The 11,963-nt window shown below is 70.8% G+C and carries 11 protein-coding genes; 6 read left to right on the forward strand and 5 right to left on the reverse strand.

The genetic code is table 11. The features are described from left to right. The first annotated feature begins 17 nt into the window (after positions 1–17). Complete coding sequence (locus HEB94_RS47440; protein WP_192755916.1) at positions 18–764, forward strand: TetR/AcrR family transcriptional regulator; 747 nt, start codon at positions 18–20, stop codon at positions 762–764. A 19-nt stretch (positions 765–783) separates the two neighbouring features. Here HEB94_RS47440 and HEB94_RS47445 read toward each other — a convergent pair whose 3' ends face one another. The 3 genes from HEB94_RS47445 to HEB94_RS47455 form a co-directional block, all read right to left on the reverse strand. Continuing rightward, on the reverse strand, positions 784–1,881 hold the full coding sequence (locus HEB94_RS47445; RefSeq protein WP_238361814.1) for a Rieske (2Fe-2S) protein: 1,098 nt from the start codon (positions 1,879–1,881) through the stop codon (positions 784–786). A gap of 73 nt (positions 1,882–1,954) precedes the next feature. Beyond that, complete coding sequence (locus HEB94_RS47450) at positions 1,955–2,971, reverse strand: TAXI family TRAP transporter solute-binding subunit (protein WP_202896920.1); 1,017 nt, start codon at positions 2,969–2,971, stop codon at positions 1,955–1,957. Then, the gene (locus tag HEB94_RS47455) at positions 2,968–5,082 is read right to left on the reverse strand and encodes a TRAP transporter permease (protein WP_192755917.1); all 2,115 of its coding nucleotides are present in this window, start codon (positions 5,080–5,082) and stop codon (positions 2,968–2,970) included. Before HEB94_RS47455 ends, HEB94_RS47450 begins: the two co-directional genes overlap by 4 nt. A 16-nt stretch (positions 5,083–5,098) precedes the next feature. On the opposite strand from HEB94_RS47455, the gene HEB94_RS49910 reads away from it, so the two are divergent. The 5 genes from HEB94_RS49910 (at position 5,099) to HEB94_RS47475 (ending at position 10,686) form a co-directional block, all read left to right on the forward strand. After that, complete coding sequence (locus HEB94_RS49910) at positions 5,099–5,572, forward strand: FAD-binding protein (RefSeq protein ID WP_202896921.1); 474 nt, start codon at positions 5,099–5,101, stop codon at positions 5,570–5,572. Beyond that, positions 5,566–6,771 (forward strand): FAD-linked oxidase C-terminal domain-containing protein, encoded by a 1,206-nt coding sequence (locus HEB94_RS47460; RefSeq protein WP_202896922.1) that lies wholly within the window; start codon positions 5,566–5,568, stop codon positions 6,769–6,771. Before HEB94_RS49910 ends, HEB94_RS47460 begins: the two co-directional genes overlap by 7 nt. A gap of 119 nt (positions 6,772–6,890) precedes the next feature. Next, positions 6,891–7,757, forward strand: a complete 867-nt coding sequence (locus HEB94_RS47465; RefSeq protein WP_192755918.1) for a TIGR03621 family F420-dependent LLM class oxidoreductase — start codon at positions 6,891–6,893, stop codon at positions 7,755–7,757. A gap of 300 nt (positions 7,758–8,057) precedes the next feature. Then, positions 8,058–9,914, forward strand: a complete 1,857-nt coding sequence (locus tag HEB94_RS47470) for a phosphoenolpyruvate carboxykinase (GTP) (RefSeq protein WP_192755919.1) — start codon at positions 8,058–8,060, stop codon at positions 9,912–9,914. A gap of 124 nt (positions 9,915–10,038) precedes the next feature. Further along, positions 10,039–10,686 carry a DUF1264 domain-containing protein gene (locus HEB94_RS47475; protein ID WP_192755920.1) on the forward strand — a complete coding sequence of 216 codons (648 nt, stop codon included), beginning with the start codon at positions 10,039–10,041 and terminating at the stop codon, positions 10,684–10,686. Positions 10,687–10,746: 60 nt separating this feature from the next. On the opposite strand, the gene HEB94_RS49915 is transcribed toward HEB94_RS47475, so the two are convergent. Both HEB94_RS49915 and HEB94_RS49920 read right to left on the reverse strand, forming a co-directional pair. Beyond that, positions 10,747–11,253 (reverse strand): uroporphyrinogen decarboxylase/cobalamine-independent methonine synthase family protein, encoded by a 507-nt coding sequence (locus HEB94_RS49915; protein WP_202896923.1) that lies wholly within the window; start codon positions 11,251–11,253, stop codon positions 10,747–10,749. Further along, positions 11,148–11,846 (reverse strand): uroporphyrinogen decarboxylase/cobalamine-independent methonine synthase family protein, encoded by a 699-nt coding sequence (locus tag HEB94_RS49920; RefSeq protein WP_202896924.1) that lies wholly within the window; start codon positions 11,844–11,846, stop codon positions 11,148–11,150. The genes HEB94_RS49915 and HEB94_RS49920 overlap by 106 nt, the downstream gene beginning before the upstream one ends. Positions 11,847–11,963 lie beyond the last annotated feature (117 nt).

The raw sequence follows: 11,963 nt of genomic DNA on the forward strand, positions 1-11,963 counted from the left end.
TGCGTTAGGATCGTGCCATGAGCGACCGGGACCACGCAAACCCGAGCCCCGACGCCAGCGACCCGACGCCCCTCGGTGACCCGCCACCCCCCAGCGGGACGGCACCGAGGGGGCCGGGCGCGCGGCCGGGCGGACGGAGCGCCCGCAACCGTGCCGCCGTCCTCGCGGCCGTCGAAGGGGAGTTGGTCGAGCACGGGTTCGACGGGCTCACCGTCGAAGGGGTCGCCGCCCGGTCCGGTGTCCACCGGACCTCCGTCTACCGGCGGTGGGGTGACGTCGGCGGCCTGCTCGCCGACCTGCTGCGCGCGGGTCAGGAGGACGATTGGCGACCCTCCGACACCGGCAGCCTCGGCGCTGACCTGGCGGCGCTCGGGCGGGAGGTCCTCACCGCCCTGCACGCCGAGCCGCCAGTGATGCGGGCGGTCGTCGGTGCGTCGTTCCGCTCGGCCGCCGCGGCGCAGGCGCTGCGGGACTTCTGGGCCGACCGCTACCGGCGCTGTCGGGTCGTCGTCGAGCGAGCGATCTACCGCGGCGAGGTTCCGCCCGGAACGGACCCGGACACGGTTCTGGTCGCGGCGACCGCGCCGTTGTTCCACACCGGACTGCTGCTCGGCACGACGTTCACCGACGCCGACGTCCTACGCCACGCCAACGGGACGACGATCGCCGCCCGCGCCGGCGCCTACGCCGACAGTGCGACCGCCGACAGTGCGGCCGCCGACGACGTGAACGGCCACGACGACGCCGTGACCCCGGCGCGCTGAACGGCGACGGCGCCTCGGCTCAGCCGGGCCAGCGGCCCGCGGCCCGCAGCGCGTAGCGCCGTTCGGCGTAGGCCAGGTCGTCCTTCCACAGCCGGCGCGCGGCGGTGCGCATCATCGGTCGCACGGCCGGCGCCAGCCGGCGGGCCAGTGCGAACCCGCGCCGGTCGGAGTACGCGATCGTCGCCTCGATCACCGCCGTCTGGGGGATACCGCGATCGTCCTCGCCGAGTGGGGTGGCGTGGGTCTCCACCACACTGCTCGCGCCCTCGCCGTCGAGGATGTGCATGACGACGGTGCGGGGTTCGGGACAGCTGAACGCCACCGCCACCGGCACCCCCATCCGACCCGCGACTTTGAACGTCACCTCGACGAGGAGCTGGTCCTCGCCCGGCGCCGGGTCGACCGGGGCGTCCAGGACCCGCAGGTGCGCGAAGGAGTACGGGTGGAACCAGGCCCCGTGCCAGGGATCGAGCCGGTTCGCCACCACGTCGGCCGGTTCGCAGCGACCGACCAGGGTGGTGACGGCGCCGATGCTCGCGGGTACGTCGGGGCGGCGGGGCAGGACGGGTGCCGCCAGTGGTTCCTCACCGCCCGGGCCGTCGAGGCGTACCCAGGCGAGTACGCCGTCGTCGTGGGCGGGACAGGGGTCCCAGCCCGGGAAGCCGTTCGGGCCAAGGGCGAGACCGTGCCATCGGCAGATGAGCCGGCCGGCGTCAACCGCGCCTTGGCACAGCGGGGCGCCGAGGTGCGGGCAGGCGCCCGGGCCGACGTGCAGCCGGCCGTCCGGCGTCCGCCAGGCCACCAGTTCCACCCCGGCGACGGTACGACCGAACGGGCGGTCGGCGCGGATCTCGGTGCTCGCCGCGAGGACGTACCAGTTGCCGGAGGGCCGGGCCTCGGCGCGTTTGAGGGCGGCCTCGATCAGGCCGGGGCGGGCGTCGCTCCAGGTCGGGGTCTGCTCGGCCCACCGGGTCGCGGCCATCCTGCGCAGCGGGATCCGGCCCACGCCGGTGCGCCCGGTGCGTCCGGGCGCCGGCGTGTTGGCGTTGGTGGGCCGAAGCGTCGGAGGGTCGCCCGTCCGCCCGAGATCCCCGTCGTCGTTCGTAGGCCCGGCCATGCGCTCACCCTTCGAACTTCCCCACCGCGAGAGCCCACGCTACCCGGTGAGCTGGGTGGCGCTCCGGCCGAAGCTACTTCGCGCCGAGCGTGTCCAGCGCCTTGGCGGCGCCCGCGTTCAGCGGGATCGGCTCGGTCTGCTTCGCGGTGTCCAGCGAGATGTCCTCGGCGGCCGGGTTGACCTTCTCCAGGTCGGCCCGCTTGTCGAAGATCAGCTTGACGAGCTCACCCGCGAGGTCGGGGTCGAAGCCCTTCTTCACCACGAGAACGTTGGGAACGACGATGGTCGGGATGTCCTTGGCCTGTGAATAGGTGTCGGCCGGCAGGTTTCCCGCCTCATAGATCTTGCCGTACTCCTCCTGCAGTCCCGGCAGTTCCTTGGACAGGTCGAGGAACTTCACCTTGTCCCGCAGGGACGTCGTGAGGTCGGTGATGCCGCCGGTCGGCAGGCCACCGGACCAGAACATCCCGTCGATGCTGCCGTCCTTCATGCCGTCCTGGGTCTCGGGCAGGCCGAGGCGCTGCGCCTTCACGTCCTTGGCGGGATCCAGGCCGGCGGCGGTGAGCAGGCGCTGGGCGATCACCTCCGTGCCGGAGTTGGGCGAGCCGGTCGAGATGCGCTTGCCCTTCATGTCGGCGATGGAGTCGATGCCCGCGCCGCTGCGGACGAGCACGTGGGTGTAGTTGGGGTAGAGCCGGGTGAGCGCCTCCACCGGCTGCGGCGAGTTGAAGCTGCCCTTGCCCTCCACGGCGTCGTTGGCGGTGTCGGCGAGGGAGAACGCGATGTCGTAGCGTCCGCCGACCACACCCTGGATGTTCTGCACCGAGGCGCCGGTCTCACTCGCGGTGGCCTTGTAGCCGTCGAGGTTCTGGTCGATCAGGCGGGCCAGGCCGCCGCCGAGTTGGTAGTAGACGCCGGTGGTGTTGCCGGTGGCGATGGTGAGCCGGCCACCGGCGCTGGCCTGCGGACCGCCGCCGTCGGAGGTTTCGGTACCGGTGTCGTTCCGCTTGCCACCGCAGGCGCCCAGCGCGAGTGCGCCCGCGAGGGCGGCAACCGCTATCCGGACGAACTTTCCACGCGGCATGGTCATGTCGTGCTCCCTTGGCTGTCCGCGACCGGCGTACGGATCCGGCGGCGGAGGAGATGGACGGCCACGGCGACGACGAGCAGTGCGACACCGAGACCAACGGTGAGCGGTTCCAGGTAGAGAAGCAAAAGAGCGCCGGCGAAGGCAAGCACCCGCTCCGCGGCGTTCGCGGGTCCGAGGATCCAACCGCCCGCCGCGGCGGCGAGCGCGGCGACGGCGAGGATCGACACCAGCGTCACCAGCAGGATCCGGGGCAGGGGTCCCTGTGCCAGCAGGGCGGAGCCGTTCTCGGTGAGCACGAACGCGAACGGCACGAGGAACGCCGGAAGCGAGTACCGCCAGGTCGCCCACATCGTGCGGATGGCGTTCCCGCCGGTGATCGCGGCGGCGGCCACGGCGGCCAGTGCGGTCGGCGGGCTCACCTCCGACAGCACGGCGTAGTAGAAGACGAACATGTAGGCCTCGGGCCGGCTGACCCCGAGTTCGACCAGCGCCGGGGTGATGATGACGGAGGCGATGATGAACGACGCGGTCACCGGGACCGCGAGGCCGAGCACGGCGACCGCCACCGCGGCGAACACCGCCGTCAGCACCAGGACCAGCGTCGGATGGTCGGAGACCACCTGTGCGGTGTCGATGATGATCCCGGCGAGGTTCAGGCCGAGACCGGTGAGGGTGACGACCGCGACGATGATCCCGGCCGCCGCGCACACCGCCGCGACGGGCAGCACGCTGCGGACACCGGTCGCCAACGCCTCGAGCAGCCGACCGGGCATCATCCGGTGTTCGCGGTCGAGGAAGGAGAACAGGAACTGCATGATCGTGGCGTAGACGACCGCGCGGAACGGCGGGATGTCGGCGGCCATGAACGCCACGATGAGGAACAGCGACAGGAAGTGGTAGCCGAACCGGAGCAGCAGCCGCAGCGCCGACCCGTGCGCGATCTCCACCGCCTGCGCGCCGTGGCGGCGGGCGTCGATCTCGATCGCCAGGATGATGCCGACGTAATAGAGGATCGTGGGGATGATCGCGTAGACGAGGACGGTCAGGTAGCTGGTGCGCAGGAGTTCGGCGATGATGAACGCCGCCGCGCCGAGCGTGGGCGGCGACAGGATCGCACCGATGCCGGCCGCGGCCAGCACCCCGCCGCCCTGCTCCTTGCCGTAGCCCGCGCGCCGCAGGATGGGCCAGGCCACCGAGCCCAGGCTGACCGCGGTCGCCGTACCCGAACCGGAGACCGTGCCCAGCAGGAACCCCGCGAGCGTCACCGTGCGACCCGGCGCGGTGGGCGACTGCCGGCCGCGCCGGCCCTGGAACGCGGCGAAGGACAGGTCGATGAAGAACTTCCCCGCCCCCGACATGTCGAGCACGGCACCGTAGATCGTGAACAACACGATGTAGGTCGCGGCGACCCCGAGTGGCGTACCGAAGAAGCCACTCGTGCCCATGAACAGCTGCGGCACGATCTCGTCGATGTTGAAGCCCACGTGCGCGAGTGACCAGTCGACCGGCAGGTAGCCGCCGTAGTAGGCGTAGCCGAAGAACGCCAGGCAGATCGCCGGCAGCCACCAGCCCGTCGTCCGCCGGCAGGCCTCGAGGATCAGCACGGTGAGGACCAGGCCGGCCACGAGGTCCAGCGTGGTCGGGATCTGGCGGCGTTCGAGGAAGGCGTCGAAGTCCAGCAGCGGGTAGACCGCGACCACGATCGAGAGGACGGCGAGCGCCCAGTCGAGCAGGCCCGGGTTGTCGCGCGGCCGCACGGACGCTTCGCCGGGACGCGAGGATCCGGCGTCAGCGGCGCTGCCCTCGTCGGCTTTGCGGCGCCAGGTGAAGCCCGATCGGTAGCACAGGAACGTCAGCGGCAGCACCGCGGCGAGGAAGATGACCAGGTAGTACTGCGTACCCCGGGCGAGCGGGAAGAAGATCGTGTAGAGGACGAACAGGCTCACCAGCGCACAGATGACGGTGACCGCGAATCCGGTCCGACCAGACAGCCGGCGCGCGGGGCGTTCCTCGTCGTACTCCGCGAGGATCTGGTCGACGTCGGGACGGTCCGTGGCGTCCGGCGGGGTCGCCCCGGCCTGCGTACTACCCGGGCGATCACGCTCTGCCATATGTCACGCTCTCCCCATGAACGAGCTTGCGCACGCGGGACTGGATCCTCGGCCGTTCTCCCGGTGGGCTGGACCGGAACACGAGGTGGTGCCTTCAGGCAAGGTCCTAGTGTGGCTTGCTCGCCACCTCGGTGCGCTGACCGCACGTTCGGCCGTGCCGGTGTCGGTCATTCCCGTCCCGCAGAGCGGGCTACCGGTCGCGGCGGCCGACGCGTTGCGTGCCGTGGTCGGGGCGGACTACGTCGAAGAGGACCCGCGGGCACGGCTGGCGCACGCGGGCGGGCAGTCCTATCTCGACCTGGTGCGGCGCCGTACCGGTCATGACGTGGCGTTGCCGGACGCGGTCGTACGCCCGGGCGATCACGAGGAGGTGGCCGCCGTCCTGACCGTCGCGGGCGAGCACGACATCGCGGTCGTGCCCTATGGCGGGGGTACCAGCGTGGTCGGCGGTGTCGAACCCGTCGACGCGGGGCCCATCGCGCGGTGGTGACGCTCGACCTGTCCCGTATGGCAGAACTCCTCGAGGTGGACGAGACGTCTCGGACCGCGACGTTCCAGCCGGGCATCAGCGGCCCGCGCGCGGAGGAGTTGCTGTCAGCACGCGGGTACACCCTCGGCCACGTGCCGCAGAGCTTCGCCCGCGCGACGCTGGGCGGCTACGTCGCGACCCGTTCCGCGGGGCAGGCGTCCACCGGGTACGGCCGGATCGACGACATGGTGGTGGGGCTGCGGGTGGCGACACCGGTGGGCGAGCTGCGACTCGGTACGGGGACACCGAACGCCGCCGGGCCCGATCTGCGGGCGCTGTTCACCGGGTCCGAGGGCGCGTTCGGCGTCCTCACCGAGCTCACCCTGCGCGTGCGGCCCGAGCCGGCCGAGCGGCGGTACGAGGCGTGGGTGTTCCCGTCGTTCGAGCGCGGGCTGGAGGCGATCCGCGGCCTGGTGCAGGACGGCGAGCCACCGGACCTGGTGCGGCTCTCCGACGAGGAGGAGACCTCCTCCAACCTGGCGTTGCAGGGGCGGAAGGGGCAGGCCGTGACCCTCCTGGCGCGGGCCCGAGGTGTGCGGAGTCCGGCGTTGTGCGTCGTCGGTTGGGAAGGCGCCACCGGCACCACGCGGCGCCGGCGCTCACTCGCCCTCCCGGCGCTACGCGCGGGCGGGGCGAGGTTCCTCGGCGTCCGGGTCGGTGAGGCCTGGCGGCGGCACCGCTTCGTCGGGCCGCACCAGCGCGACGCGCTGCTCGACGCTGGTGTCATGGTCGAGACCGTGGAGACCGCGACCAGCTGGGCCCGGCTGCCGGCCCTGTACGCCTCGGTTCGTTCTGCCCTGCGGGACAGCCTGACCAGCGCCGGCACCCCGCCCCTGGTCTTCACCCACGTGTCGCACGTCTATCCGACCGGGGCCTCGCTGTACTTCACCGTGCTGGCCCGCCAGGTCGAGGATCCCGCCGCCATGGTCGACCAGTGGGAGCGGGCCAAGGCCGCCGCGAGCGAGGCGATCGTGGCCGGGGGCGGGACGATCAGCCATCACCACGCGGTCGGCCGGACCCACGCGCCCTACCTGGAGGCGGAGGTCGGTCCCGTCGGTGTCTCGGTGCTGGCAGCGGTGAAGGCCGCGCTGGACCCGCACGGGATCCTCAACCCCGGCACCCTGGTAGCCGAGGCGCCCCGGCTACGTCCGGAGGCGTAGCCGAGGAAGCGTGGAGGACGCCGGTCGCGGTAGCCGCGGGCACGTCGCGCGGGTGACGCCGACGTCCAGGTTGTTCGGGGATCCTGGTGGTTAGGGACACCCCGACCTAGGAGAGCCTGATGTCCACACGATCGTTCCGATTCGGAGTCGTCGCCGCGCTCGCACCCACCGCCAACGCCTGGGCGGCGACGGCCCGCCGGGCCGAGGACCTTGGCTTCACCAACCTGCTGGTCCCGGACACCCTGGGCACGCTCTCGCCGCTGCCGGCACTGGCCGCCGCCGCGACCGCCACCACCTCGCTGCGGGTGGGCCCGTTCGTGCTCAACACGCCCCTGTACGCACCGGCCGCGGTCGCGCACGACACCGTGAGCATGGACGTCCTGACCGGTGGGCGGTTCGAGCTGGGCCTGGGCGCCGGCCGGCCGGGCGGTGAACGGGACGCCGAGCGGCTGGGCCTGTCCTTCGGTACGCCGGGCGAACGCGTCCGCCACCTCGCCGAGACGATCCGGGTGGTCAAGGCGGCCCTGGACAAGCAGGACGGGGGGTCGCAATCGCCGCTGCGCGCCGTCCAGCAGCCGGGTCCGCCGATCCTGGTGGCGGGGGCGGGACGCCGGCTGCTCACCCTCGCCGCGCGGGAGGCCGACATCGTGGCTTTGGGTGTGGCCCCGCAGGGGACGGAGTACGACCTCGCCGCGAAGGTCGGCGAGCTGCGCGACGTCGCGGGCGACCGGTTCGACGCGCTGGAGCTGAGCGTGAACCTCGCCGGTGTCGGCGCCGACCTGCCGGCGTGGATGGCACGCCAACTCGGCGGGGACCCGGCCGAGCTGGTACGCCGCGGCTCGGCGGCCATCCTCACCGGCACGCCCGCGGAGATGGCCGACACGTTGCTGCGGCGCCGGGACGCCCTCGGGATCTCCTACGTGTCGGTGAACGGGATGTTCATGGAGGAGTTCGCCCCCGTGGTCGAGCGGCTCGCGGGTCGCTAACCTGGGGCCGGCTGTCGCAGGCGTGGCTTTCCGGCGTGTCCTTGTGTCTGGCATTAATCGGGCGGTCGCCGCCACCGCGGGGCATGCTCCCTCATCCGGGATGAACGGCGAAGCTCCGGCTTAGGTATGGCCTGGACCAGACCGGTCAGACCAACTTGCGGATGGCCGCCAGGCTTTCTGACGGGTTCTCGCAAGAGCTTGCGGCCATTTCGCAAGGACCCGTAGGACAGCCCTTTCCAGCTGCCGCCGGTGTCGTTCTGATCTCGTCGGACCTCGCGGTTCGACACCTAGCGTGACCGCATGTCCATCACAACTACGCCGAGCGGCCGGGTGATCGACGCCTGGGGCGACGTACCCGCCGAGATCCCCACCCGACACTCGCGGCTGCGCACCTGGGTCCGCGACATCGCCGAGCTGTGCGAGCCGGACCAGGTCTACTGGTGCGACGGCTCGGAGGATGAGTGGACCAGGCTCACCGCCGAACTCGTCGACGCCGGGACGCTGGTCCGCCTCAACCCGGCGAAGAAGGTCAACTCCTTCTGGGCGCGTACCGACCCCAGCGACGTGGCCCGGGTGGAGAAACGCACCTTCATCTGCTCCCGCCGCGAGGCCGACGCGGGTCCGACCAACAACTGGATGGACCCGCAGCAGATGAAGGCGACGATGATCGACCTGTACCGCGGCAGCATGCGCGGTCGGACGATGTACGTCGTGCCGTTCTGCATGGGTCCCCTCGAGGCGGACAAGCCGCTGTTCGGCGTGGAACTCACCGATTCGGCCTACGTTGTCGCGTCGATGCGCATCATGACCCGGATGGGGCAAGCCGTCCTTGACGGGATGGGTGAGGATGGGGCCTTCGTCCCGTGCCTGCACTCCGTCGGCGCGCCGCTGGAGCCGGGCGACACCGACGTGCCGTGGCCCTGCAACGAGACCAAGTACATCTCGCACTTCCCGGAAACCCGCGAGATCTGGTCCTACGGCTCGGGCTACGGCGGCAACTCCCTGCTCGGCAAGAAGTGCTACTCGCTGCGGATCGCGAGCGCGATCGCCCGCGACGAGGGCTGGCTGGCCGAACACATGCTGATCCTCAAGCTGACCTCGCCGCAGCAGAGCGTCCACTACATCGCGGCGGCGTTCCCGAGCGCCTGCGGCAAGACCAACCTGGCGATGCTCGAGCCGACGCTGCCCGGGTGGAAGGTCGAGACGCTGGGCGACGACATCGCCTGGATGCGGTTCGGGCCAGACGGTCGGCTCTACGCGCAGAACCCGGAGTACGGGCTGTTCGGCGTCGCGCCCGGCACCGGCTGGAAGACGAACCCGAACGCCATGCGCACCATCGAGCGTGGCAACTCGATCTTCACCAACGTCGCGCTCACCGACGACGGCGACGTGTGGTGGGAGGGCTACAGCGACGAGCCGCCCGTCCACCTCACCGACTGGAAGGGCCGCGACTGGACCCCGGCGTCGCAGGAGACCTCCAGCCACCCGAACAGCAGGTTCTGCACGCCGCTGCCCCAGTGCCCGATCGTCGCGCCGGAGTTCGACGATCCGGCGGGTGTGCCGATCTCCGCGCTGTTCTTCGGTGGGCGGCGGGCGACCACGGTCCCGCTGGTCACCCAAGCGCGGGACTGGACGCACGGTGTGTTCATGGGCGCCACCCTGTCCTCGGAGACGACCGCGGCGGCCGAGGGCCAGGTGGGTGTCGTACGCCGGGACCCGATGGCGATGCTGCCGTTCATGGGGTACAACGCCGGCGACTACTTCGACCACTGGATCAGCATGGGCAAGCGGCACGACGCCGCGAAGCTCCCGCAGATCTTCTACGTGAACTGGTTCCGGCGCGACGAGGACGGCTCGTTCCTGTGGCCGGGCTTCGGCGAGAACGGCCGGGTGCTCAAGTGGGCGATCGACCGGATCGAGGGCCGGGCGGAGGCGATCGAGACGCCGATCGGCTACGTTCCGACGCCCGAGGCGCTCGACCTGTCCGGCCTGTCCATCGACCGCGACGCGGTGGAGGCGTTGGTGGGCGTCGCTCCCGAGGAGTGGCGCGCCGAAGTCCCGGGGATCACGGAGTGGTTCGAGGCGATCGGCGAGAGCGTCCCGGCCGCGCTGTGGAGCGAACTGGACGGCCTGAAGCAGCGCCTCAACACCGACTGAGCGCGCTACCTACCTACCCGCCTACCCCCCGCCCCGGACCCGTTGTGCGGTGGGGACGACCACGTCAAGCGTGCGGCGCTGGAGCTCCGGGTCGGGGTAGGAACGGTGAAGGGGGCAACACCAGATGAGCGGCCAAGAACCCGACCAGGTCATGGAGCCGGTCAGGAACCACCACCTCTTCTTCTGCGGCTTCCACGTTGCCAAGAACAACCCCACGTTCCAGGTCACCACCATGCACTACTGCGGGATGCGGGGCGATGGCGACCACGAGATGCACCAGTGCCTTTTGTACGACTCGCCAGGTCCAGGGGCGAAGTTGCTCGGCGTCGAGTACATCGTGTCCGACGAGCTTTTCCGGTCCCTCCCGGATGAGGAGAAGAAGTACTGGCACCCGCACACCTACGAGGTGCTGGGCGGCGGGCTGGTCGCCCCGGTCATGAGCGAGCAGGCAGAGATGGACTTCATGACGTACCTGCTCACCACCTGGGGCAAGACGTGGCAGACCTGGCCCGACCCGACGACCCCGGTGCCAATGGGCGAGCCGTTGCTGATGTGGTCGCTGACCGGCAGCGGCCAGGCGAACACTGAGCTGGTCGCCGAACGGGACAAGGAGTTCGGGGTGTCCACCGCGAAGGTCCAGGCGGAGCGGATCGAGGCCATGGGGTACGAGGTGCCGCAGGTGCCACTGCCGAAGTCCGTCGCAACCATCGGCCGGCAATGGACGGCCAGCGGAGAGGACAGGCCGACGCCCTTCAAGAAGTCCTCTCACTGAGCCCCACCGCCGGGATCGTGATCATGATCACCGGGTCCGCCGGTTCGCCGAGGACACGACCTAGCCCCAGACCCGCTGCGCCGTGGAGACGACCAGATCCAGCTTCCGCCGCTGGTCGTTCCAGGTCAGCGGGTTGCCTTGAACCTCGGAGGCGAAGCCACACTGCGGGCTGACGGACAGGTTCTCGATCGGCACCAGCCGCGACGCCTCCTCGATGCGGCGGAGGAGTTCCTCACCGTCCTCGAGCTCACCCGACTTGGTGGTGACCAGGCCCAGAACGACGCCGGTACCGGCCGGAACGTGCCGGAGAGGTTCGAAGGTCCCGGCGCGCTCGGTGTCGTACTCGAGCAGCCAGTGGTCGACCGGAACCTGACCGAACAGGTCGCGGGCGATTGCGTCGTAGCTGCCCTCGTTGAACCACTGTCCCCGGTAGTTGCCGCGGCACAGGTGCATGCCGACGGTCACACCGGCCTCGCGCAGTCCGGCGACGATCTCGCGGTTCGCGTCGATGCAGGTCTGCAGCAGTTTCCGCGCGTCGATGCCCTCGGCCTCGAAGACGGCCAGCATGGGTTGACGAACGCGGTGAAGCTGGGTGCGTCCAGCTGGATGTGCCGTACGCCGTCTCGGACGAGGGCGTCCACCTCGGTCCGGACGATGCGGGTGAGGTCGTCGACGATGTCGGAGCGCACCGGGTAGTGCCCGCCGCTGACGCCCCGCTCCCAGTTCGCGACGACGAAGTTCGTCGGGTCGGGCAGCGTCACCTTGTAGGGGCCCGGCGCGTGCCGGTCGAGGAAGGACGCCTCCGCCTCGGTGAACCTGTCGCGGTACCGCAGCGGGCCGCCGATCAGGTTGAGGATGGTGTCGTCCTTGCGGCTCTCGCCTTCCGCGGCGTTCCAGTCCAGGACGGGTGCCTCGTTGACGAAGCCGTCGGTGGCGGCGGTCAGGTGGCTCATGAAGTCGTTGCGTCGGTACTCACCGTCGGTGAAGATGCCGATCCCGCTGTCGTGCTGCAGGTCGAGCGCCATCCGGACCGCGTTGTCCTCGGTCTCCCGCAACGTGCCGTCGTCCATGCGACCGGCCGCGTGCTCGGCGCGGGCGTCGAGGAGTTCGGTGGGTCGCAGGAGGCTTCCGACATGCACGGCACGGATGACAGAGGACACGGTGACACGCCTTTCGATGAGCGGGCCCGAAGGTGCGGGGGTGCGGGATGTGCGGGAGGTGCGGGAGGTGCGGATGCGACGAAAGCGCACCGTCCTGAGCGGATCATGGACGTGAAG

Source organism: Actinopolymorpha pittospori, assembly GCF_014873875.1.
In the GTDB taxonomy this organism is placed as follows: domain Bacteria; phylum Actinomycetota; class Actinomycetes; order Propionibacteriales; family Actinopolymorphaceae; genus Actinopolymorpha; species Actinopolymorpha pittospori.

Coding starts and splice junctions, on each gene's coding strand:
- HEB94_RS47440 (WP_192755916.1), top strand. CDS start 18: ATGAGCGACCGGGACCACGCAAACCCGAGCCCCGACGCCAGCGACCCG.
- HEB94_RS47445 (WP_238361814.1), bottom strand. CDS start 1,881: ATGGCCGGGCCTACGAACGACGACGGGGATCTCGGGCGGACGGGCGAC.
- HEB94_RS47450 (WP_202896920.1), bottom strand. CDS start 2,971: ATGACCATGCCGCGTGGAAAGTTCGTCCGGATAGCGGTTGCCGCCCTC.
- HEB94_RS47455 (WP_192755917.1), bottom strand. CDS start 5,082: ATGGCAGAGCGTGATCGCCCGGGTAGTACGCAGGCCGGGGCGACCCCG.
- HEB94_RS49910 (WP_202896921.1), top strand. CDS start 5,099: ATGAACGAGCTTGCGCACGCGGGACTGGATCCTCGGCCGTTCTCCCGG.
- HEB94_RS47465 (WP_192755918.1), top strand. CDS start 6,891: ATGTCCACACGATCGTTCCGATTCGGAGTCGTCGCCGCGCTCGCACCC.
- HEB94_RS47470 (WP_192755919.1), top strand. CDS start 8,058: ATGTCCATCACAACTACGCCGAGCGGCCGGGTGATCGACGCCTGGGGC.
- HEB94_RS47475 (WP_192755920.1), top strand. CDS start 10,039: ATGAGCGGCCAAGAACCCGACCAGGTCATGGAGCCGGTCAGGAACCAC.
- HEB94_RS49915 (WP_202896923.1), bottom strand. CDS start 11,253: ATGCTGGCCGTCTTCGAGGCCGAGGGCATCGACGCGCGGAAACTGCTG.